Annotated in this window: 24 protein-coding genes and 1 pseudogene; 6 read left to right on the top strand and 19 right to left on the bottom strand. The window is 42.6% G+C overall.

Features of this window, described 5'->3' with window-relative positions; all coding sequences use genetic code 11:
- Window positions 1-73 precede the first annotated feature (73 nt).
- The gene (locus tag IGI44_RS20230) at window positions 74-910 is read left to right on the top strand and encodes an AraC family transcriptional regulator (protein ID WP_438789725.1); all 837 of its coding nucleotides are present in this window, start codon (window positions 74-76) and stop codon (window positions 908-910) included.
- Between the two features lie 57 nt (window positions 911-967).
- Here IGI44_RS20230 and IGI44_RS20225 read toward each other — a convergent pair whose 3' ends face one another.
- From IGI44_RS20225 to IGI44_RS20215, 3 genes are read right to left on the bottom strand one after another with little or no spacing between them, the layout of a single operon-like run.
- Window positions 968-2602 carry an aryl-sulfate sulfotransferase gene (locus IGI44_RS20225; protein ID WP_438789724.1) on the bottom strand — a complete coding sequence of 545 codons (1635 nt, stop codon included), beginning with the start codon at window positions 2600-2602 and terminating at the stop codon, window positions 968-970.
- 25 nt (window positions 2603-2627) lie between these two features.
- Window positions 2628-3287 carry an ABC transporter ATP-binding protein gene (locus tag IGI44_RS20220; RefSeq protein ID WP_438789723.1) on the bottom strand — a complete coding sequence of 220 codons (660 nt, stop codon included), beginning with the start codon at window positions 3285-3287 and terminating at the stop codon, window positions 2628-2630.
- A gap of 54 nt (window positions 3288-3341) precedes the next feature.
- Window positions 3342-4829: an ABC transporter permease gene (locus IGI44_RS20215; protein ID WP_438789722.1), complete on the bottom strand. Its 1488-nt coding sequence runs from the start codon at window positions 4827-4829 to the stop codon at window positions 3342-3344.
- Window positions 4830-4971: 142 nt separating this feature from the next.
- On the opposite strand from IGI44_RS20215, the gene IGI44_RS20210 reads away from it, so the two are divergent.
- Window positions 4972-5646, top strand: a complete 675-nt coding sequence (locus IGI44_RS20210; protein WP_438789721.1) for a response regulator transcription factor — start codon at window positions 4972-4974, stop codon at window positions 5644-5646.
- A gap of 4 nt (window positions 5647-5650) precedes the next feature.
- Window positions 5651-6967: a sensor histidine kinase gene (locus tag IGI44_RS20205; RefSeq protein ID WP_438789720.1), complete on the top strand. Its 1317-nt coding sequence runs from the start codon at window positions 5651-5653 to the stop codon at window positions 6965-6967.
- A 36-nt stretch (window positions 6968-7003) separates the two neighbouring features.
- On the opposite strand, the pseudogene IGI44_RS20200 reads toward IGI44_RS20205, so the two are convergent.
- Window positions 7004-7864: pseudogene (locus tag IGI44_RS20200) on the bottom strand (aminoglycoside 6-adenylyltransferase).
- 29 nt (window positions 7865-7893) lie between these two features.
- The gene (locus IGI44_RS20195) at window positions 7894-8667 is read right to left on the bottom strand and encodes an HAD hydrolase family protein (RefSeq protein ID WP_438789719.1); all 774 of its coding nucleotides are present in this window, start codon (window positions 8665-8667) and stop codon (window positions 7894-7896) included.
- A 242-nt stretch (window positions 8668-8909) separates the two neighbouring features.
- On the opposite strand from IGI44_RS20195, the gene thyA reads away from it, so the two are divergent.
- Together thyA and IGI44_RS20185 are read left to right on the top strand one after the other, a co-directional pair.
- The gene (gene thyA, locus IGI44_RS20190) at window positions 8910-9785 is read left to right on the top strand and encodes a thymidylate synthase (protein ID WP_438789718.1); all 876 of its coding nucleotides are present in this window, start codon (window positions 8910-8912) and stop codon (window positions 9783-9785) included.
- Window positions 9786-9962: 177 nt separating this feature from the next.
- Complete coding sequence (locus IGI44_RS20185; protein WP_438789717.1) at window positions 9963-10271, top strand: YrhK family protein; 309 nt, start codon at window positions 9963-9965, stop codon at window positions 10269-10271.
- Between the two features lie 186 nt (window positions 10272-10457).
- On the opposite strand, the gene IGI44_RS20180 is transcribed toward IGI44_RS20185, so the two are convergent.
- Together IGI44_RS20180 and IGI44_RS20175 are read right to left on the bottom strand one after the other, a co-directional pair.
- Window positions 10458-11903, bottom strand: coding sequence for a MucBP domain-containing protein (locus IGI44_RS20180; protein WP_438789716.1), 1446 nt, complete (start codon window positions 11901-11903; stop codon window positions 10458-10460).
- 64 nt (window positions 11904-11967) lie between these two features.
- A complete protein-coding gene (locus IGI44_RS20175; protein WP_438789715.1) occupies window positions 11968-12090 on the bottom strand; it encodes a hypothetical protein in 123 nt (40 codons plus the stop codon).
- A gap of 649 nt (window positions 12091-12739) precedes the next feature.
- On the opposite strand from IGI44_RS20175, the gene IGI44_RS20170 reads away from it, so the two are divergent.
- Window positions 12740-13252: a hypothetical protein gene (locus tag IGI44_RS20170; RefSeq protein ID WP_438789714.1), complete on the top strand. Its 513-nt coding sequence runs from the start codon at window positions 12740-12742 to the stop codon at window positions 13250-13252.
- A gap of 513 nt (window positions 13253-13765) precedes the next feature.
- On the opposite strand, the gene IGI44_RS20165 is transcribed toward IGI44_RS20170, so the two are convergent.
- The 12 genes from IGI44_RS20165 to IGI44_RS20110 all read right to left on the bottom strand — a co-directional run bounded on the left by IGI44_RS20165 (window position 13766) and on the right by IGI44_RS20110 (window position 22878).
- Window positions 13766-14398 (bottom strand): dihydroxyacetone kinase family protein, encoded by a 633-nt coding sequence (locus IGI44_RS20165; protein ID WP_438789713.1) that lies wholly within the window; start codon window positions 14396-14398, stop codon window positions 13766-13768.
- A gap of 15 nt (window positions 14399-14413) precedes the next feature.
- A complete protein-coding gene (locus IGI44_RS20160) occupies window positions 14414-15424 on the bottom strand; it encodes a dihydroxyacetone kinase subunit DhaK (protein WP_438789712.1) in 1011 nt (336 codons plus the stop codon).
- Window positions 15425-15530: 106 nt separating this feature from the next.
- Window positions 15531-16091 carry a 6-phospho-3-hexuloisomerase gene (gene hxlB, locus IGI44_RS20155; RefSeq protein ID WP_438789711.1) on the bottom strand — a complete coding sequence of 187 codons (561 nt, stop codon included), beginning with the start codon at window positions 16089-16091 and terminating at the stop codon, window positions 15531-15533.
- Between the two features lies 1 nt (window position 16092).
- Entirely contained in the window at window positions 16093-16740 is a 648-nt protein-coding gene (gene hxlA / locus IGI44_RS20150; protein WP_311872226.1) for a 3-hexulose-6-phosphate synthase, read from the bottom strand.
- Between the two features lie 25 nt (window positions 16741-16765).
- On the bottom strand, window positions 16766-17761 hold the full coding sequence (locus IGI44_RS20145; protein ID WP_438789710.1) for a dihydroxyacetone kinase subunit DhaK: 996 nt from the start codon (window positions 17759-17761) through the stop codon (window positions 16766-16768).
- A 12-nt stretch (window positions 17762-17773) separates the two neighbouring features.
- Window positions 17774-18415, bottom strand: coding sequence for a dihydroxyacetone kinase subunit DhaL (gene dhaL / locus IGI44_RS20140; protein WP_438789709.1), 642 nt, complete (start codon window positions 18413-18415; stop codon window positions 17774-17776).
- Window positions 18415-19578: a mannitol-1-phosphate 5-dehydrogenase gene (locus IGI44_RS20135; RefSeq protein WP_438789708.1), complete on the bottom strand. Its 1164-nt coding sequence runs from the start codon at window positions 19576-19578 to the stop codon at window positions 18415-18417. The genes dhaL and IGI44_RS20135 overlap by 1 nt, the downstream gene beginning before the upstream one ends.
- A gap of 19 nt (window positions 19579-19597) precedes the next feature.
- Window positions 19598-20413, bottom strand: a complete 816-nt coding sequence (locus IGI44_RS20130) for a PTS system mannose/fructose/sorbose family transporter subunit IID (protein WP_311872230.1) — start codon at window positions 20411-20413, stop codon at window positions 19598-19600.
- Between the two features lie 5 nt (window positions 20414-20418).
- Window positions 20419-21159 (bottom strand): PTS mannose/fructose/sorbose/N-acetylgalactosamine transporter subunit IIC, encoded by a 741-nt coding sequence (locus IGI44_RS20125; protein WP_311872232.1) that lies wholly within the window; start codon window positions 21157-21159, stop codon window positions 20419-20421.
- A gap of 4 nt (window positions 21160-21163) precedes the next feature.
- Window positions 21164-21655: a PTS system mannose/fructose/N-acetylgalactosamine-transporter subunit IIB gene (locus IGI44_RS20120; protein WP_311872233.1), complete on the bottom strand. Its 492-nt coding sequence runs from the start codon at window positions 21653-21655 to the stop codon at window positions 21164-21166.
- Entirely contained in the window at window positions 21652-22062 is a 411-nt protein-coding gene (locus IGI44_RS20115; protein WP_438789707.1) for a PTS sugar transporter subunit IIA, read from the bottom strand. The genes IGI44_RS20120 and IGI44_RS20115 overlap by 4 nt, the downstream gene beginning before the upstream one ends.
- 12 nt (window positions 22063-22074) lie before the next feature.
- Window positions 22075-22878 carry an SDR family oxidoreductase gene (locus tag IGI44_RS20110; RefSeq protein ID WP_438789706.1) on the bottom strand — a complete coding sequence of 268 codons (804 nt, stop codon included), beginning with the start codon at window positions 22876-22878 and terminating at the stop codon, window positions 22075-22077.
- Window positions 22879-23014 lie beyond the last annotated feature (136 nt).

Raw genomic sequence — 23014 nt, 5'->3', positions numbered from 1 at the left:
AAAATAAGAAATGTTTCCAAAAACTTGTAATAATGTTGACATTTTGCTGTTTAAAAAAAAGGGGGGAGTTCAAATGTACAGCTCATTACCAAGCGATGTCAGTATTTTAATAAACAATGAAATGTTGAGCTCCGAGTTTCATATTTGCGAAGTTGGATATGAACAATGTCGCTCAACCAAGCCGATGGAGTACGCTCCAATTGATTATTGGGTGATTCATTATTGTGTGGCCGGAGAAGGCTTTTTTTCCACACCGTTTTTTCCTGAAAGAAAAATTACAGCCGGAGACTTTTTTATCATTCCATCCAATTGTAAAAATGTGTATTATCCCAATCGCGAGAACCCTTGGCAGTATCGCTGGGTAGGATTTTCAGGTACGTTAATGGATCACTATTTTTCAAATTTAAACTTAGGCAAATCGAATTGTGTTATCAGCCATTCCTTTGATCATCGAATGGATGATCTGTTTCAAGATATCTACGAAGCGTTCAAAAAAAATGAACATTTTCGCACGATGGCCTCTTCCTTCATTCTATTCGACACCATCGATAGAATAAACAAAAAAACAGATGACACACCGCAAAGTGAACACCTGTTTAAAAAAATTCTGAATTACATTGATGACAATATCTCAGAAAATCTCAGCGTCTATCAAATTTCGGAAGCGAACAGCATTGATCGAACCTATCTATACAAGCTATTTCAGATCCATAAAGGTATCGGTCCTAGTGAATATATTCAGGAACTAAAACTGCAAAAGGCCTGTTCACTGCTGCGGAAAAGTTCTCTATCCATCACCGAGATCGCGTATGAGACTGGCTTTGCTTCTTCATCCTACTTTTCTAAATTCTTTCACTCCAAGTTAGGAATTGCACCTTCGACCTATCGAAAGAAATTTGTTATTAATTAATGCAAAAAAGGAGCTGAGTCAAAAAGTCTAAAAGACTTTTGACTCAGCTCCTCTACTTTATTCATTCATCCGATATGACCAACTCTCATTATACAGTGAAAACCGTTCTGCACGATAAGCCCATGCACTAGTTGGAAAATTAGTAAGATCGACATTCAAGACAGTTTCACCATCTTCCGTAACTTCCATGATCGAGCTGGTTTGGCCTTCATCACGATAGGCAAAGTTAACGAGGCGATTGCCTGTGTTGCTTAAGTAGCGCGCACTACCAATAATCTTGGTATAGTAATCCTCTCCTAGCTCTTCACCAAAGGTCCATACTTCTTCGATCGTCATTTCTGCTTCGTTAATCCGAACTTGGCGGGCTTCTGAGTATTGTTCAGAAGTCTCCTCATCGCCGCGGGTAACCGAGATGTTATTGTCATAATACAAAATATCGGTCGTCTCGTCGTTATTGTCTTGATCTGGCAGAACGATCGCCGCGTGCTGTCCGCCGCTGGCTTTGACTTCGCCCTCTAAGAAATATTTCTGATAGCTGTCAGGCCAGCCGCTACTGTTGCCCATGATCCATTTGATCTCGGAGGTGTCATAATCAATCTTCATAATCGTATCTTGATGCCTCCCCGAAATAATAATGCTATTGTCCGATTCGTCATACTCTACCGAATTTTGATGGAACCAATCGACCTTTCCGTCCTCACGACTCGTTGAATTGTAGTCTTCGTAAAAGGCCTCCGGTAAAATATCCTTTAGATCAATCGTTTTTTCGATCTCGCCAGTCTCGCGATTCAGTTCGATCATGGTGTCTTCAATATAGTTACTGCCATCATTGACCGTCAGTAAGAAATTCCCGCTTGGCAGTTCGATGCCATCATGATGAATGACGGTCATTTCTCCTTCGCTTTTACCTGTATCATTTGCGGCGCTAGAGCTTGAGAAATCATATCGGTGATAGATTTTCCCTAAGTAGTCCGTCTCTAGCAGCACATTATAGGTGTCCGCGTCATTGGATTCTTTGGTCAGATACAACAAATTACCATTATCTAGTTCTTTAAAAATATGACTGTTGTAACGGGTCGAGTACCAGCGAACATCCCCGTTAGTATCAAAAGCGTAGGCTCGTTTTGTACTCGGTACGACAAAGGTTAATTCGCTGTCACCTAGCTCCATTTTTTGTGTATCGACTTCTTTGACATCAATAGCTGCGATGGATTTGGCTAACGTTCCTGTTTTTATCGTTACCTTATTCTCCACGCTGTTGCCGGATTCGTCCGTCAAAGTGACCGTCACTTCGTTTTCTGTATCTGCGTACAATCCTAAAATCGGAACACTGTGATTCGTTGTATAGTCGTCAAAGCTGTTCTTGATGGTCGTCGCCTCATCCTTGCCGGCCACCGAGATATCCACCTTCATAGCTTCCTCTGTTTGGAAAAGTAGCAATGCTGAAAGCGGACTAGCATCATAGGGATCAAGCTGAACATAGATATTGTCTTCTGTATACTCACCACTTTTTAGAAGAGACTGATACTTTTTCTCTTTTTCCGTTTGTTCCTCCTGCCACTCCTCATTCAGTGAGACGGATAGTTGTTCCTCCGTGTCCACCTCATTTGAAACTGAGCCACTGACGCCACAGCCAGTTAAACATACTGTCATACCAATAAAATAACTGATTTTCTTTAGTGTTGCCCTCATTCACGTCCTCCTTTTCAAGCATTGATTAAGAAACCTGACGAAACATTTGATTTTTCAATTCGTACACGACATCACAGGCTTTTGCGACTTCCTGTTCATGGGTGACTAAAATAATGCATTTTTGCTGCTCATGAGCGATTTCTTGAAAAAGCTTGACGATGTCACCGGATGTCGCCTCATCTAGATTTCCTGTAGGTTCATCAGCGACAATCAGATCATGCTCGCAGCATAATGCCCGCGTGATCGCAACCCGCTGCTGCTGCCCGCCAGATAGCATTGTTACTTTTTTCTCTGCCAGTTCTTGAGTGATACCGACTTTTTCTAAATTAGCTAAGGCATAGGCCTTTTTATCCGCCTGCTGACTTTGGGCAATTTCCATCGCCGTTACCACGTTATCCACTGCGGATAAATAAGGCAGAAGATTGTAGGCTTGGAAAACAATGGACACATCCTTGCGCCGGTATTCCCGCAGCCCAATTTTGGCTAACGATGTTTCTTTATAGAGAATCTCTCCGCTTTTAGGGGTATCCAGGCCAGCGATCAAGGATAAAAAAGTTGTTTTTCCTGATCCGCTCATACCTAAAATGGCGTACATCTTGCCTTTTTCAAAGGTCAAATTCACCTTTTCAAATAAAGGCTCATTATTTTCATACCAATAGCCTAAATCCTTGGTTGATAATGTCATAAAAATTCCTCCTTAAAATTTGTTCTATTCATTTTTCCTAACGGACCTCTACGTTTAAGAGATCAAGATTTTCTTCGGATTCAATCGCAGAATTCCGGCTGATGAAAGGACGATCGAGAAGAAGCTAATCCCTAACCCAATTCCCGCGAGACTGAGAACCTCTGTTGGCTGCATTGAGATATTTAACTCTTGAATTTCTTCGGATTGAGTAAATGGATTGCCGCCCATTTGTCCTCCACCGCGTGGACCGCCATTTCCGCCACCAGGCATTTGTCCTGGACCGCCGTTGTTTCCAGCTGCATTCGCTTCCTGTCCATCAGCATTTTGAGAAGTCGTTTGCTGGCTCAATAATTGATTACCGACAGCATTTCCCACCACATTTCCGCTGGCTGCCGCGATTCCTAACGCAAAAACCATACAGACAAAAATTTCAACGAAAAATTGTGAGATGACCTTCATCCGTGATTCACCTAACGAAAGTAAAACACCAATTTCATATTTCCGTTCACGAATCGACAGCATAATGATCAGCGTTAAAATAATGACACCCGCTGCTGCAACAAGAATCACGATATTTTTCGCAAAACTTGAGACATTGTTTAATGGTTGAAGCATTTGCTGATACATTTGATCATTGGTTTCTAGGCTAAAGGTATCGATATCGATTAATTTATTGGCCTGTTTCACGAAGCTATCCATGTCCTTCGGATCTTCTAGGTTATAAACGGCTGAATCAATCGTTTTGCCTTCTGAACCCGTCAACGTGTTGACCATGGTATAAGAAGAAAAGATCGTATTGGCTGGGTTCATAAAGTTAAAGCGTGCGCTCATGCTGTCACCTGAATTGCTGGTTTTGTAAATGCCTTTAATGGTCACTTCTACGTCCTTGTCATCGCTGTCTTTAATTTTAAATTTGTCACCGACACTTAGATCGTTGGCTTCAGCTAAGCTTTGTTCAATCAAAACATTATTGGTTTCTTCATCCGCAGAAGTGATCGCTTCCCCTTCGACAAGGCTGGCGGTTCCTGCTGAAAATTCGCTATAGGAACTGCTTTCTGAAACACCTTTGATTTGGAAATCGCCTTGACTCATGCCGCCAGGTGCTCCTTGACCGCCAAAGCCGCCCATTTGTTCATCAGAGGAGTCTTCCTCGCTCGCCTCACTATCGGTAGAAATCGGTGTGATCCCCGAGCCTGTATCCGCGGAAGTACTTGCTTCAAAGGAATAAGATTTTACATTGGCTAATTTCGCGATTTTTTTCGCGTCACTCAGATTCACTGGTGTTCGTTCAAAGCTGCCGGGATCAGGACGGCTGTTTTCATCCTCTGAATCGGATTGTTTAAACATCGCCTCGCGATTCGTCGATAAGGTCACGGTCGCACCGACGCTCTTCTTCGCATTTGTCGTCGCCAGTTCTGCGCCACTGCGGATCGTCAATCCTGCCAAGACGAAAATTAGTATCGCCGAAAAGACGGCGATCATAATAATGCTGCGCCCCTTTTTGGCCCAAAGGCTTTGAATCGCCCGTTTGATATAGTTCATAATGGTTCCCCCTTCATTTGTCTGTCTGTAGAATAATTAAACTGGCTTAACCGAAGCTTAAGCGGGAAATAAAAAGTTTTAAGGTTGATTTAGGAAAGCATGGTACACTGAGTGAGTACTATATAAAGAGGGAGAAAAATCGATGATTAACCTATTAATAGTGGAAGATGAAGCAACACTTTCAGAGAATATAAAAGAAATTTTGTCCGATTTAGGAAATATTACGCAGGCTTACGATGGTGAAGAAGGATTGTTCGAGGCGGAAAGCGGGATGTATGATTTGATTCTGCTGGATCTGATGCTGCCGGAGAAAAATGGTTATGAGGTTTTAGCGGAAATGCGTGAAAAAAATATCCAGACACCTGTATTGATCTTAACTGCCAAAGATAGTCTTGAGGATAAAGTGACAGGCTTTCAAAAAGGTGCGGATGACTATTTAACCAAACCCTTTTATCGAGAAGAGCTAATCATGCGCGTCAAAGCGCTATTGAAACGCTCGCTGGGACTATTCGCTGAAAATCAGTTAGTCTACAAAAATATCAGCTGCAATCTTTCGACTAAAGAAGTGACCGTCAATGATGAGGTACTGCCGATTCAGGGGAAAGAGTTTGATCTTTTAGTCTACTTTATTCAAAACAAAGGGGTCATTCTGACGAAGGAACAAATTTTTGATCGAATCTGGGGCTTTGATTCTGACACGACGATAACGGTGGTGGAGGTTTACATGAGTCATTTACGCAAACATCTGAAGTCGTCCGGAGCCGATCAGCTGTTTAAAACACTGCGCAACGTTGGCTACATCTTACAAAAGGATTGATACCATGAATACAGAATTTTCAAGAAAACAACGGTTAAAATTTTTCTTCATTAACGTAGTCGCCTTTGCTGGAATTTTTCTGCTGCTGGGCTTCATTACGCTGCAGCTGCTACAAAGCTCAGCCTATCGTCAAACCGATCTTTCCTTGACACAGATGGCGGAGAACGACCGTCTGATTCAAATGGAGATTAATCGTTATCAGCAGGGCAATCCCTTTCTAGCCCCCATGCCTGATAATCAGCGAATGGATCAAGGTCCAGTTGGTAATAATCGGTTTAATACTCAGATTATTCTTTGGTCTAAGGATGGGCAAATCCTGAATAAGGACGTTCTAGGTGGCCGTTTTACCGAATTAGAAGACCTAACGTTGGATAAGAAGCATCTGGATTCTGTTCAATCATTGGATTTAAAAAGCTCCTCTGATTCCACTCAGAAGCTGGCTTTTCATTCGTATACGATCCAAGCCGATAAAGGGAAGGACATTGCTTATATTCAATTTTTAGCCAACACAGATCAGATCGCAGATTCCATGAAAACCTTTGAGACCACGCTGATCATCTGTATGATCATTTTTTGGCTGATTTCTATCGGTATTAGCTTTTATATTTCAAAAATGAATATGCAGCCGATCATGAATTCGTGGCGCAAGCAGCAGGAATTTGTGGAGAATGCTTCTCATGAATTGCGCACACCGCTTGCGATTATTCAAAACAGCTTACAGCAGCTTTTTACCAGACCCGATCAAACTATTTTAGAGGAATCAGAAACTATTGCACAAGCCTTGAATGAGACGCGTCGAATGAATGGTCTAACTGAAGACCTATTAACTCTGGCTCGTAGCGACTCCAATCAATTGCTGCTGCAAAAAGAAGTCGTAGATCCCAAAATATTCATCCAACAGCTGGCTCAGCCCTTCCAGGAAATTGCGGAAATGAACAACAAACAGTTCATTTTAGAAAACTTCGCTGATCAACCTATGTTAGTCGATGAAAAACGTATCCATCAAGTGCTGGTGATCCTATTAGATAACGCCTTGAAATATACGGAAGCCGGCGAAAAAATCATCCTGCAATCGGAGATTTCCAATGAGAATTGGCTGATTGAAGTCAAAAACAACGGTCCGTCCATCAGCGACGAAGACAAGAAACACATCTTCGAACGCTTCTATCGCGAAGACCGCTCTCGTTCCAAAGAAACTGGCGGGTACGGTTTGGGTCTTGCCATTGCCAAACAAATTATTACCCAGCATAAAGGCAAGCTGACCGTCCGTGACTGGGAACCCCGCGGTGCAGTGTTTCAAATTAAATTACCGATGAAATAAGCAAACCCCTTGAGTCGAATGCCTCAAGGGGTTCTCCTATTTATTCAATCGTTTTTGATGCGCCGCAAGCCACTGCTTTACTTCAGCCGCTAATGCTTCAGGATATGGATAATGATAGTGCTCTGCTAATTTGCGCGAGAGCGTTTCATATAGGGCGATCGTTTTCTGCATTGCACGCCAACTATCTGCGGCATCAAAACGACCATAGACATCATTCAACTGCTCAAAAATATCCTGATCTACCCTTTCATAGATAAAACGTCCGGCATGCCAAGTATCGTAGTTTTCACCATGAACCATCTTCTCATACCATTCGATCGTTTGCAGCAACACCTGCTTACATTCGGCATCCCGCAGCTTACCTGTCCACAATTCCTTCCGCACAATTTGTTTGGCCAAATAAATTGCAAGGAACCAAAAAGTATTTACCGTATACTCAAAGCCTTCTGCTGTTATGGGAGAATAACTCGACCATTCGAATTTTTCAGGGATCAAACGTTGGGCATCCCCCGTCTTGTCAAGTAGCACTCTCGCCCCACGACGAAACCAGTCTAACGGTTCATTTTTCGCGAGTTCCGCTTGATAGTCAGCTAGTGAACTAATGACGAAATCAACTTGATAGCCCCCTTCAAACAAGGATAGCCACTCCAGACCCCCGCCACTTTTGAATGGAATCGCCGTATTCACTGTCCCAAAATGGTCAATCTATTCTTTCGTAGTGAGATAACGCTGCGGATCATCTACATACATCTGAATATCCAGATCAGAATACTCATCTGCACCATGATCCCTCCTTGCTCTCGAACCGGCAACGTACGCTACATGAACATCGGGTTGTCCCTGTCCCCATTCAATAAAACGCGCCTCGATTTTTTGATAAAACTCTTCACTGTTCATCCCATTCCCTCTTTCTTCTCCATTCTTTTTTAAATCCAGCCAAACTTTCGGCACGCATTGTAAATCCCATCGTCAACATTTCGATCCGTCACGTAATCCGCCTGCTCCTTCAACGCAGGAACCGCATTCCCCATCGCGATACTCGTCCAGCTTTTATCAAACATCACCAGATCATTTACGTCATCGCCAAAGACCACCACATCCTGTGCAGGACGCTTAAAATAATCCAGAACATCAAGAATTCCCTGTTTCTTGTTGTCATGCTGGCACATCGTATAGTCAGGCACAAAGCGCAGCTTCGCAAAATTTGTCGGTTCTGGAATCAAGTGATCCTGTTCCTTCGGCAATGCCAAATAGAACTTGAAGATCGCATCCACTTCATCCACCTTAAATGCCGGATCAATGAAATATTCCGTCGGTTCTTGCCGCGGCCCCACCTGTTCTCTAAACAGATCATTTTGCGCATAGACCTTTTCCGAGTCATCCGTGGCGATCAACACACCAATGCCTTTTTCTTCCGCTTGATGAATCACTGCCAGCGCTTCCTTTTTATCCAAGGGAGTATTCTTCACCAATTTATTTTTAATCACTACACCCATACCGCCAGAGCACACCATGTTTTCCAGTCCCAGCTCCTCCAACAAGCCACGACACTTATAATGCGCACGTCCCGTGGCAATCGAAACAAAATGTCCATTCTCTTCCAAAAGCTCCAGCGCCCGTTTCGCACTAGGAACCACTTGTCCCGTACTCCGATCCGTCAACGTTCCATCAATATCAAAGAAAAACAGCCTCTTCTCCATTTTTTACCCGCTCCTTCAACTTAGTCACACTTCTCATTAATTGTATCATATCTGGGGAGTTGAAAAATTTTGACCAACTTGAAAGGTTCCTTTTCATCGATCATATTCAATCTCGCTATTTTGATTGATTTCTTTTTTAATCAACCCACAATTCATCAGTTTTATTCTCTAAAGAATTTTTAATCCACGAAATCCCGCAAATGTGTTAAACTCAGACAAAAGCATAAAAGAGGAGAATTCTTGTGACTGAATATACTGGCTTCGACAAAATTTATCGCGATATCGTCATGGATATTATTGATAACGGCACAGACCAAGACCCGGCATTAGTTCGAGCAAAATATGCTGATGGCAGCCCTGCACCGACGCGCTTTATCCAAGGCGTAAACTTTAAAATTACCCCGGCGGACGGTATTCCAATCTTAAAATCAAAACGTGTCTTCCAAAAAACACCCTTGATCGAATTGGAATGGATCTGGCAAGAATTATCCAACGATGTGACTTGGCTACAAGACCACAACTGTAAAGTTTGGAACGAGTGGGTTGACGATAACAATACTATCGGCAAAGCATACGGCTATCAATTAGCTAAAAAATGCCGCAAGCTGCCAGACCATGAAGAAAAACTCAATCAAGTCGAATACGTGCTGCATCAATTAGAAAACAATCCCGGCTCTCGCCGTATTATGACTAGTCTGTGGGATGTCGATGATTTAGATGAAATGACGTTAGAACCCTGTGTCTGGGCTACCAATTGGAAAGTCAACAATGGCGTCCTTGATCTGCATGTCAAACAACGCTCCGCCGACATGGCATTAGGCCAACCTTTTAACACCTATCAATACGCAGTACTGCATCGTTTGATTGCTGATCAGCTTGGTTTCGAACTGGGAACGATGCACTGGTGCATCGATGACGCCCATGTCTACGATCGCCATATCGATGCCTTAAAGGAACAATTGTCTCAGCCAATCCCAGACAACGAACCAACGCTTGTATTACCAGATAAATTCGATGAAGACGGCAACCAACGTTCCTTCTTTGAACGTCGGTTATCTGATGTGAAGCTGGAAGGTTATGAGCATAACGGTGTAATTAAGTATGAAATAGCGGAATAAATACAAACAGAGCCATAAACGAATAAAAGTCGTTTATGGCTCTGTTTGTATTTATTCCGCTACCTGTTCCTTAAAAATACCTAATCCATCTGTTCTTATAAGCAACATGTTTAGGCTTTCTGTTATTCGATAGTAGAATGAACCTTCATACAAAAAAAGAAAGGTCTGAATACTCTCATGCCCAAAATTGAACGTAAAGCCCATGAAGTAGAAGCCGCCATTGAAGAAGATATTGAAATACAGGGAAAGAGATTTCGTGTGTATTTTCAAAATAGATATACGATTCTCTCTCTGGCAGTCGATCTATTAACCGGCTTCTTTTATATCCTCGGCAGTGTCGCCGCCCTAACCCCGATCCCTGATCGCATTGGCATGTATTTCTATCTCGCCGGTTCGATCTTTCTGACTATACGCCCCATTTTACGAATTATCAAAAATGTTTTTATCTATGATGATTTAAAGATAGAAAAAAAGAATAAGAAATAATACTATCACTCTGTTCCTAAGTAAAAGCTAAAGAACACGCACACTACTTTAAAGAACGGTTGCTGTGATAAACAGATCACAAAATGGCTACATCCTCATATTTAATTGCTAAAAACTTGCGGGAGACAATCTTTTACAAAATAAAAAAAGCTACAGCGAAATGACTAAGCCGCTGTAGCCTATTTTCTAGTTCGGAACGTACATATGATAAACGATCGTTTGATTTTCCTCGGTATAGGCTAAAGGTACCTCTTCGTTGAAGGAAGCACTCGTACCTGGGATCTCTGCTACTTGCTCCACTCCCTCTGAATCAAGATAAGCAATGCCCAATGGGTGATATTCAGAGACTTCCAGATTTAATCCACTTGGCCCTACTACTTTGGTGCCCACTTCTCCTTCAAGTTCAAGCTTTCCATTGTCTGGAATGCGGTAATTCGTGTCATAAAGGAAGAATCCTTCCGCCTTCACTCTGGTCCATTTAGGTCCCCCATCTTCATCTATATAGATATAGAAGTTCTCACCAATACGTGAAGTTATTTCGCTGAAGTCAACGGTCACGCGTCCTAACTGTTTTTCTTTTTCATACACATAAGTGACTTCTTGTTGCTGTTCAGTAAATGTACCTGTAGCATTTCCTTGAACTTCTTTGAAGCGGTAGCCTTCGATTGCTTTTTCATCGGACGTATATTGTTCGCCAATATTTCCTGCTAACGTCACATCTGGAGCAATTGTGTTGCCTTCTTCGTCAACATAATGGACAACGACATCCGCTCCTTTGACAGGTTCCTTCGTATACACATAGGTGACTTCTTGTTGCTGTTCAGTAAATGTACCTGCAGCATTTCCTTGAACTTCTTTGAGACGGTAACCTTCAATTGCTTTTTCCTCGGACGAATATTGTTCGCCAACCTTTCCTGTTAACGTCTCATCTGGGGCGATTGTCTTGCCCTCTTCATCCACAAAATGTACCAACACTTTGCCTTCTTTTTTCTCGGGAATCACTGGGGGCTCGTGATCTTTGGTCGAGTGGATATAGCCGAGATAATCATAGCCTGAAACGGAAGTATCGGGTTTAAATGCACTGCCCTTGGCTAATGTCTCTGTTTTCGCTGCTGGTAATTCAAGCGTGGCCGCTGCCGAACTACTTGTAAAACTGGTTCCGCCAATAAGCGCTGATACTAATAGCACTTTTTTTGCTTGACGACGTTTCCAGATTAAAAGAAGGATGCCCGCAGCTAGGAAAATCATCCCAAAATAGGTAATCGTGTTATTCTGCTTCTGCTCCCCTGTTTTCGGCAGTGTTTTGTAGCTACTTTGCAGGACCTGATGTGTATTAATTTGCCGAGTGGTTTGCTGCAAGGGTGCTTCAGTAGTTTTATTCGTTTGATTAACTGGCTCAGCGGCTTTTTTCTGATAAATTAAGCGGAAGTTTTCCTCGTCATGCGTAATTGTTGCTGCTGGCTGCTCAGTAATCAAATTTTTTTGTTCTGCTGGCGACAAGGAATCATATAAGGCGTATTCTGTCGTAACCGTTGCCGTTGATTCCTCCGCAAAACCTTCTGCTGCCCCAAAATGACACACTCCAACAATCATTGAAAGTACTGCCAAACAGCGAATATAATACCTTCTCATTCAACTCTCTCCTTTACCTATGTATTTAATTACAGAAGCTGCTTTTACAGTCTGTATGGTGCCATTATTTTTTCTTTTCCTGCTTTTTCTGTTTCTTACGGAAAGCTACCCAGCGAGTATAATAAAAAACCCACAACCCTAACGCTACTACGACAATAGCCAATCCACTAATTTCTAAAAATTTCAAAATAAACTCTCCTATTTGCAGCATGTAATGACTGGTAGATGAATCGATCATCATTTCCTTTGTATTTTGAATAGAACCGATTTTCTACGCTTTTAGGATGAAAAGACTTACGTTGTCTACTGATTCGTTCTAGTTCCAGATTATCCATAAACTGTTTCATGTGAACACTATTTCCTTGCAATAGTAAAATTAATGCAACCTGTCGGCTTTGATAATCTATTTTTGCACGAATAAAGAAATAATAGACAAATAAAAAGCCTACTCACTCCACCCAGTAACCCAATTGTTTTCTGAAGAAAGGCAGTCTTAATCCGAATGACCTTCATCAACTTGAAGCTTTTAATGAATCATTTGTATAGCAATAAATAAATTCACTTCTCTTAAAAACGATTATTTTATCTTTAATTTAAGAGATTGGACGTTTACAAATAACGCTAGTTTTCATTACATTCTTAAATTATACCAAATTTAACTTAAAAACACATCGTTAATTATTAATAATTATTATTTGTCAAAAGGAACACATATCGAGTGACAGACGCACTAATTACAAATGAATAATTGATTATTTGCAGTGTTCCATTTCTTTCCTCATGCTATACTAAACTCGTTGAAAAAAGGAAAATACCTACTAATGGAGGGTTGATGGATGAAAACCAAGAAGCAAAAAGAGCTGATCGATTCATTTTTACTCACGCTAGATAATGAGGACAAATCTGTGTACCGCGAGATTGTTCTTTACCTATCTGAACTCGGCTATAACCCCAAAAAAGAACGGTCGCATATCTCATTCAAGCATAGCCTGCACAATAAGCAGATCGCCAAAATGGGCATCCGAAAGAAAAAAGAGCCTTCACCCTTTTTCGCCCTTCGTTTTTCAGCTTGTAACGGCTACTCGCAAAAGTTCGCTGAGGTCATTCGTGCCAACATTGAAAAATATCCCAGTAAAACCCCCGGCTGTATCGAAAACGCCTGCGACTATTGCGCCGGTGAACCTGAGACACATATCTATAGCTATATTTATCCAGACGGAGAGAATAAAACCCATTGCGGAGCCAGCGCACTGGAAATTCCGAATATTTGCGCTGAAGATTCCACCGAAATCAAACAGCTGATTAAAGAAGAACATGAGTATTTGTTGAAGTATGAGGCGAACGTGTAATGCACAGCTATAACCAAAATAAACAAGAGCCGCAAACGATTTAAGTCGCTTGCGGCTCTTGTTTTGATGACGGAAATTTGAAGTTTAGTGCAAATTTTGACGAAAAACTCGAAAATATGAAGTTTGCTTCAAATTTTCCCAATGTAAATAAAAAAATGAACTTCACTTCAAATTTACTCACGTTGCCTTCTTTCCTCTTAATTCACTAACATAGAATCTTTTTCAGGCATTAACCAGTCTTTACGCTGCCTATAGTCATTATAATTTCGGATCAAGTTTTCATTTGGACGATCAAAATCAGCATATAAAAAATCATTCTTTATAGCTATAAAACATTTCCTATATACAAGTACGCCTTTTCTAGTAAAAAAATTTTTTCACAACAGGATTTTGAATCGAGATTGATTCATCCAAGGAAGCGTAAGCCTCCTGAACGAGAATCTTACGCTTCAATATTTCCTAATTTACCAATAAAACATTTTTAACTTAGATTGAGTCGTTAGCTATTTCTCATTATAAAAATTTCTCTACACTCTTCTCCAGAGCTTTCATCATCAAAACAGCCACGGCTGCTCCAGGATCTTTCAATGACCTTGACGCTTCTCCGCGAGTTGCTGCTCTTCCGTGTACAGCCAGCATACCTGCTGTACTGTCGTAACCCTTCGCAGCTCCATTAAATCCATTATTAATGGCAGTACGAGCATCCACCCCACTGGTAAATGCTTCATCCATATTATCAATTGCTGGTAACAGACCATCAATGAAGGTTTTTTCTCCTGCTTGCGCTTTTCCTCGATTCATGACTCCCTCCGCGTAAGCTCGCAGCAAAGTAGCTATCTCTCTAGTATCCATAGTTACCTTACCTTTAAAAGCTTTTCCAGCCTGTATAAATCCAGAAGCCATCAGGGTTCCCATCGTAGAAGGTACAGCAGAAGACATCGCTTTTCCAGCAGTGAAAAGTAACCTACCTAAATCTTTTTCTTTAGATGTTCTGATAGCTTCATAAGCTGCTTTAAAACCATCGCTCATTGTTAAACCGAGATCTCCATCTCCCACCACGCTATCAAGTTCAATCAGATAGTCTTTCTTTTCCACCATGATACTCGATAATTCTTTTAGATAATCAATTATAAACAACTGATCCATTTCTTTCACCTACTTTCAGACTTGCTTAAAGAATGGGGTATTTACCGGTGTGTCAATGAAATTCTTCAATTCATCATCCAATTTCAGTAACGAAATGGAAAAACCAGCCATTTCTAGAGACGTAGCAAACTCACCAACATAATATTTATAAGCAACAATTCCGATCTCTTTCAGTTTTTCATTTATTCTGCGAACAACGATATATTGTTCATCCAACGGAGTTGCACCTAATCCATTGACCAAAACCGCTACCTCATCATTTTGTACATAAGGAATATCAGTTAAGATCTTCTCCAACAATTCATCAACGATTTCATCCGCAGATGCTAATGGACCACGACGAAATCCGGTTTCTCCATGGATTCCCATGCCGATCTCCATGTCGTTTTCTCCAATCGTAAAACCGGCTTTTCCAACACGTGGAACGATACACGGAGTAAGCGCAACACCCATCGTACGAACGTTGGCAGCAGCTTTATCAGCCACACGCTTTACCTCATCAAGACTTAACATCGCCTCTGCCGCTGCTCCAGCACATTTGTACACAAAAAAGATTCCCGCGACACCTCGACGCTTATTTTTTTCATCTGGAGAAGCCGATTTTTCTGTTGCGACATCATCTCCAGCCACCACACTCTTCACTTCGATCCCATCCTCAAAGTCCGCCATTTCTGCGGCCATATCGAAATTAAAAATATCTCCATTATAATTCCCATAAATGTATAAGACGCCCGATCCCGAGTCGATTTCTTTGGTCACATTGTACATTTGCTCAGGACTAGGAGATTGGAAAACGTCGCCGATCGTACAGCCATCCAGCATCCCTTCGCCGACATAGCCTAAAAATAATGGCAAATGTCCCGAACCACCTCCCGTAGCAAGGCCGACCTTCCCTGCTTTTTTGACTTTAGATACGTAGCAGTGTAGATCGTCGCTGACATAGGTGACCATATCTGCATGCGCAGTGTAGATCCCCTCCAGCATCTCTGTAACATAGTTCTCAGGAGCATTAATAATTTTTTTCATAATTGTTTTAGCACTACTTTTAAGTGCCATCTCCTTTCGTAAATATTTATTGATCAAGTGAAAAACAGTGACCGAGCTTTATAAACCGATCACTGTTTTAAGATATCTATTCCATATTTGCGTGACGGTAATCCATATCTTCCTGTTCCTGCTTCGTCGCTTTTTTCAAATCCACGATCATGCTGTCATAGACCAACCAGGATAACTGTTCAAAAGAAGATCCATTTGGTTGAACTGATGGCGCTTTTTCTACCGCTTCATCGCGAGAAGAAATTCCTGGAATTCGAATGTGAGCATCCGCCATCGAACCGATCGTATTTTCAGGATGGATCGTGACCGTCGCCAGCAGTGCGCCTTCACTTTTGGCTTTCTTCGCCATCGTGACTAAGCTTTCTGTTTTTCCAGATCCAGAACCGATGATCAACAGATCTCCCTTTCTAATCGAAGGCGTCGTAGGTTCTCCCACAAAATTTGAATCAAAGCCTAAATGCATCAGGCGATTTGAAAAAGCCCGAGCAGCAAAGCCGGAACGGCCAGCACCAACAATAAACACCCGCTTCGCCTGTAGGATCAGCTCTTCGATTTTCGCTAATTGATCGTTGTCAACTTGTTTTGCATCCTGAGCCAGCTCTTCAATGATCGCCAGCAAATTTTCACATTCAACCATCTTATTTCCCTGCCTTCATATGTTCATTAATCGCTTCTTTGATCAAACGCGCTTCCTCGACTGGATTTTCCGCCCGCGTGATTCCCGTTCCGACAATAATGATATCTGGGTCTAATTCCACATATTTTTGGATCGTTTGGCTATTGATTCCTCCTGCGACGGCGATTTTTGCCTTTTTCGCGTGCTGGGTCATCACCTTCAAATCATCTAATGGTGTGCGTCCCAGCACCTGCACGTCTGCACCGGTATGAACAGCCAAAACATGCGCTCCGATCTCTTCTAATTCCTCAATGCGTTTTGGCATATCCTCCACACAGATCATATCTACTACGGTTTGCTTCTTGAAATCATCCGCTGCCTTGATACAGCCCTTGATCGTCACCAAGTCACTAACACCTAATGCCGTCACATATTCTGCTCCCGCTTCAAAGCCTAATTGTGACTCATAATAACCGCCGTCCATGATTTTTTCGTCCGATAAAATTTCTTTTTCTGGAAATTTTTCTTTGAAACGACGTACTGCCTCCATGCCCGAATCAATGACAAAAGGGGTACCGATCTCGATGATGTCTACATAATCAACAACCTTCTCTGCAAATACTAGTGCGTCCTCTAATTTGTGTTCGTCCAATGCTAACTGTAATTTCATTTTTTACGCTCCTCAACTGTAATCTTTAGTAATTTTTCATTCCCACAGGACTTCCTGCTACATCCATCAATTCCTTGATCTCTTCATCTAAGTCGATCAACGTTAATGAAGCACCAGACATATCCAGCGATGTCACAAAGTTTCCGACATAGACCCTATGAATGTCGTGGCCCTTTTCCTTCAAAATCTCCAAGACTTTTCCGATCAGGATGTATTGCTCCATCAGCATCGTGCTGCCTAATCCAGATAACATGACGGAAAGCTCACGTCCATCCTCAAAGGCGAAATCCTCTAATAGCGTGCTTACCATTTCTTCTGCAATAGCATCTGCATTTTTTAGCTCTTCTTTTCGAATTCCGGTTTCGCCATGGTGACCGATCCCAAACTCCATCGTTCCTGCTTCAATCTCAAAATTTGGTTTACCGACAGCAGGGATCATGCACGGCACCAAGCCGACACAAATACTGCGGGTACGATCGACGACCTTTTGAGCGACCGCGATCACCTCATCTAACGTAGCACCAGTTGCTGCCTTGGCACCGCCGACCTTCCACATGAAATAGCCGCCGGCGATGCCGTGACGTTTTTCCTTCGTTTCTTTTGGCGAAGACGCCACATCATCCGTCGCAACCACACACTTGACTTCGACGTCATCATCCTCTGCCATTTGGATCGCCATTTTTACATTCATGTTATCTCCAGCATAATTACCGAATAAGCAGGCAACACCTGCACCTGTATCTGCTTCAAGCATTGCATCATAAAAGGCTTGAGCAGGAGGAGAAGCAAATACCTCGCCAATCGCTACCGCGTCCAGCATTCCTTCACCTACATAGCCGAGGAAGGCTGGCTCATGACCGCTACCTCCACCGGTAATTACGCCGACCTTTCCGGATTGTTTTTCCTTCTTTACCACGACATGATCATTAGCCTTCGCTAATTCAACTTCAGAATTTGCTAAAACAAAGCCCTTTAGCATGTCCTCAACGACAAAATCCGGATCATTTACAAAACGCTGCACAAAATCTCCTCCTTAAAGTAACTCCTTGATTCCTTCTGCTAATGCCTTCAGCATCAAATAGCACGAGGTCGCTCCAGCATCCTGATGTCCTCGAGAACGATCACCGATCCGACTTGCCCGACCAACTTTGGCCGCCATCTGCTTCGTTGATTCCAGTCCAGCTTCGGAAGCCTTCAGCATTTCCTCCAAGCAATCCGCGAAGCTGCCCGCTGCCGCCTGCGCCTGATAGGTCTCTACTGCTGGTATCAGCACATCCATCAAGGTCTTATCGCCGATCTTCGCCTCTGTCAGCATGGCAATATTTTGATAGGCTTTCTCCAACATCGCACCAAACACCTCTTTATTGATCTCTACTTCTTTTTTCGAAGCCACACTTAATCCACGAAAAAAGCTGCCGTATAAAGGGCCCATTGAGCCGCCGATTTTATTGACTAACACACCACTGATAATTTTGAAGCCCTCGCTCATGTTGACCTGAGCTTGACCCTCGATTTCCTTTTCTGCCATGGTGAAGCCCTTGTTCATATTGATGCCGTGATCCCCGTCACCACCGACACTGTCCACTTCACTCAGATACTCCCGATTGGACTTGATCGTCTCGATGACCTTTATTACTACAGTCAACCCGGCTTCATTCGTAAACGACTGTTTCATCAGCTCTCTCCCTTTTGCTTTTGCAGCTGTTGATATTTTTGGACGATTTTTTGATGCATCGAACCTTCAGGTGGCAATTCAGTATAATGAGTGATCGCCTCGGAAACCCCATGCTCCTCTACGTAAGCCAGCAACTCTCTCGACTGCTGATCCTCAGGATTATCAAAAAGGAACACTGCCGCGATGCCTTCTAGCAAACGATCATTTTTCAACTGATTCTCTTCGCATTGATTTGCAGGTCCGACTAATCGTTCATTCGGCTCCAGCTTACGAATCGGTGAGCGGCAGACCCGAGAAACCGTATCAACTACACCTGGCGTTTGGAAGCGTCGAATAGCAAAATCAATATACCCATTCAAATCTTCTGTCGTGAAGCCATATTTCTTGGCTAACAGGTTGGCGGATTCTCCCATAACCTCTCGTGTCGTCTCTACTAATTGTTCGTCAGCGAAGATATCCGACATCACGTCATAGCCCTTGATCGCACCAAGATATCCCGAACATGCATGACCGCAATTAATAATATAAAGTTTACGCTCGATGTATTTCACTAAATTATTCGTATATTCCGCACCTTTAATTGGTGAGCTTGTTGGATCGACCAATTTATTCCGTTCAATCACTAGTTCAAAGTCCACACCGATATTGATCACCTTTTCGCCATTCCGCTCATCCTCCAGGACCATCCGATCCACTGCGGTATTGGGAAAAGCGGCGATCTGCTCTAGCTGCTCTTCGGTCAGCTGACCCAGCTTCAAAATCTCAGTCCTCAAGATCTCACTGTTGAACATGGCATTTTCACAGGCCAGAACATTGATCTTCTTTTTTGATTGTAAAAAACGTCGATACAAGCCTTCCGAAATCGTCGGAGCTACCTTGGGCAGGTTATCCGCCCAAACAGCAGTCGTAAGAATATCCGCCAAGACGATTTCTTGGATCACCTCAGCTCTCTCTTCCACAGGAGACAGTGCCTTCACTCGGTCGATCGTTTTTTCCTGATAATCTTCTTCGATCACATATAGATGATACGAATGATTCTGATTGATTTGCTGATTCAGCTGCGCGTTGACATCCACCAATGTAATGTCATAGCCAGAGTCATGCAGCAAATCAGCAATAAAGCCTCTACCAATACTACCTGCACCAAAATGTACTGCCTTCATAGTTGCTTACCCCTCTTTATTAAAGTATGCCGGTGATCGCTCCGATTAATGAGATTGCCAAGATAATCAGCATAATCGCCACCATGTTTTGGTTTTTCTTATTCAACCACCAGTAGATGCCTAATACAGCCAGCAGCGGCAATAAACCAGGAACAATACTATCAATAATGTTTTGCACGACAAAAGGATCATTGCCCTTCCCAAACGTAAATTTCAACGGAGAACTTAACGCAACATAATTCGAGGAAAGAGCCCCCATCATAAACAGACCCAAAGTACTAGCACCATTGATCAATTCCTTGATTCGACCTGAACTCAAAATTTCTCGAATTGACGCTCGTCCCATCTTGTAGCCATAGACAGATAGTTGTGTACCGATCGCGATTTGAATGATTGGCAGCAGAAGTAGAACAAAAGCACCAATGGCATTCCCACTAGCAGACAAACTCGCACCCAAAGCAAAAATGATCGGTTTCAAGGTCGCCCAGTCAATCGAATCACCTACTCCGGCTAACGGTCCCATTAGTCCGGTTTTCAACCCGGTAATCGCATCGTCTTCGATCGGTTCACCCTTAGCTTTTTGTTCCTCTAGCGCAATAACAATCCCATTGATCGGCGAGCCAAATACGGCCTCTGTATTGTAAAAAACCAAGTGACGTTGCAACGCAGCCTTCATATCCTCCTTATCTGGATAGATTTTTTTAAAGATCGGAATCAATGAGTAGCAAAAACTAAGTGCCTGCAGACGTTCATAAGAAATTCCCACTTCACAAAACATGTAATAGCGCAGCCAAGCATTCCTGACATCTTTTTCAGTAATTACTTTTTCTTCCATTTTTTTTACCCCTCCACACTCGCTTTTTGATACATATTAATCAATAAGATCGCACATAACCCGAAGATCGCTGCTCCCAACACTGGAATGCCACTGAACTGGATCAAGAAATAGCCAATGAAGAACCAAGGCAGCAATTCCTTTTTCCCAATAACAAACATGGTCAACGCGAACCCTAAGGCCGGCAACAAACCACCTGCGACAGAAAAGCCGTGAGTCAACCATTCAGGAACACTTTCCATAAAGCTGTTCACCGCATCAGCTCCGTAATAATTCGCTAGAAACGGAATCGGAAAACGCAGAATAAAGTTCAGAATCGTTGGATACACATTGTTACAAAGCATGATTTGTCTGGTATTTGCTTCTTCTGCGTAACGGTCTGCCATGTGGACGAAGGTAACATTTAACGTCTTTCGCAACTGATCAATAAAAACGCCCATTACCCCAACAGGTACAGCAATCGCAATCGCCAGTTCCGTTGATAAGCCTGAATGCAGGGCTATCGGAATTGCGATCAAGCCCGCCAAACAATCATCTGCCGGCAGGTTTGACCCCGCAGCAACCAAACCGATATAGAGAATCTGGACGGCCGCCCCAATAATGATCGCCTGCTTCAAATCCCCCATGATAGCGCCAATAAAAAGTGCAGAAAACAATGGTTGCCTTATTGCGTGTGTGATGCCGTATCCAACATCCGTTTTCATAATCCAATAATAAATACCTGTAAAAATACTAACCCCTAACATATTTTCAACCCACTTTCTTACTTGCTTTTTCTAAACTCAATTTTGGTTCCTCTGGTGTGACCTGGAACGTGACTTCAGCACCTTGGTCTTGAACAAAAGCTAAATTGGCGATGTCTGCTTTATCAACTGAGATTCCTTTGACAACCGATGTTCTGCCATTGCCGCTGCCTAAACCGCCAACCTGCACCTGCTTAAATGCCACTCCCTTCTCGACTACTTCACGGGCGTCCTCAATGTTTTTGAACAAAACAAGGATCTTGCCAGAATCAAATTCCCCATTCTTCGCTCCTTGAACGAACTGTTCCTTCGAGATCACATCCACCTGCATCCCCGGTGGAGCTGCGATCACATAGATGTCCGCCATAAACTCATCAGCCGCTAATTCATCATTGACTACTATGATCGATTTCACATCGGTCAGCTTGCTCCACTTGGTAATGACCTGACCATGGATCAATCGAAAATCAATCCGTACTAATCGAATTCCCTCCATCATTTTTCTCCCTTCCTTTCCTGCATGATTTTTTTAACATCCTTGATTCCTTCCGTCGCGCTCGTCATTAGCTTCTCTGTTAACCCATCATAATTCCCCTGCATCCGTGCCATCTCTGCTTCGACCAGCATCGGCAGATTCACACCAGATAAGACGATCACATTCTCTTCTAAAGAAAAACGTGCCGCTACATTACAAGGCGTGCCGCCAAACAAATCAGCGAGAATGAGATACTGATCAAAGTCTTTTTCTAAAAACGTTTTCAATTCTGTCATTAACTCCATCGGCTCTCTTTCAGCCTCCAACGAAATCGAAAAGACATCCTTCAACTCTCCTAAAATTAGTGCTCCTGAAGCAATCAGCTCCTTTCCAAAGCTGCCGTGTGTCATTAAAATAATCGCTGTTTTCATCTCCATCCCCTTCTATCCTCGTGACTTTCCTCCAGTAACATTGATGATCGTTCCTGTGATATATGATGAGTGATCCGATTGCAGATAACTAACTAAATCGGCTACCTCTTGAAGCCTTCCGATCCGACCTAAAGGAATGATCTTGGTATAATCTCCTTTGATCTCACCTGATTGAGTCCCCCGTGTATACGCCAGCTTCTCCATGTGCTTTTGATTCCCCATCGGAGTCGGCTCGTTGATACCCGGTGCTACGCCAATGACCCGAATATTGAATTGTCCCAATTCCTTAGCCCAAGAAAGAGTGAAGGAATTCACCGCTCCTTTAGTTGCAGAATATCCGCTTTGTCCTTTAGAGCCCTCCATCCCAGCCTCCGAAGAAATATTGACGATTACCCCACTTTTTTGTTTCACCATTTCACGCGCGGCCGCCTGAGAAATTAAAAACAACCCCTTTTGGTTGACCTGATACATAATGTCTAATTCCTCTTCACTCATCTCACGTTCAGAATTCTGATGATAATAATCCACCAAAAGATTCGGACGATTGGCTCCAGCATTATTGACTAGCCCATCAACACGTCCAAATTTCTCTACTGCCATCTCGATGCATTTCTCTGCATCTGTCTTTTTCGTAATATCACAGGGAACAAATAAAACACGATCATTTTCTGTCTGTTCCTCGTTCTCAACGAGATCAGCAATGACTACCTTTGCTCCGTTATCTAGTAAATTACGAACAATATTCTCACCAATGCCCATACTTCCCCCTGTAACTACAATTACCTTTTGCGACAGATCAAGCCAGTTTCCACTCATAATTTTCCTCCTCATCGCTTGTAGAGACATCATTACGTCACTACATCGTTATACTGTGTATTATAGAGAAATAGTTTCGTTTGTCAACGCTTTCTTTTAAATTATTTTTAATACTTTTGCCTTTAACAACAAATTT

It is taken from the genome of Enterococcus sp. DIV0756 (assembly GCF_051710745.1).
GTDB lineage: Bacteria > Bacillota > Bacilli > Lactobacillales > Enterococcaceae > Enterococcus_A.
The sequence above is the reverse complement of the archived record's forward strand: the minus strand, read 5'-3'. Positions and strand labels throughout refer to the sequence as shown.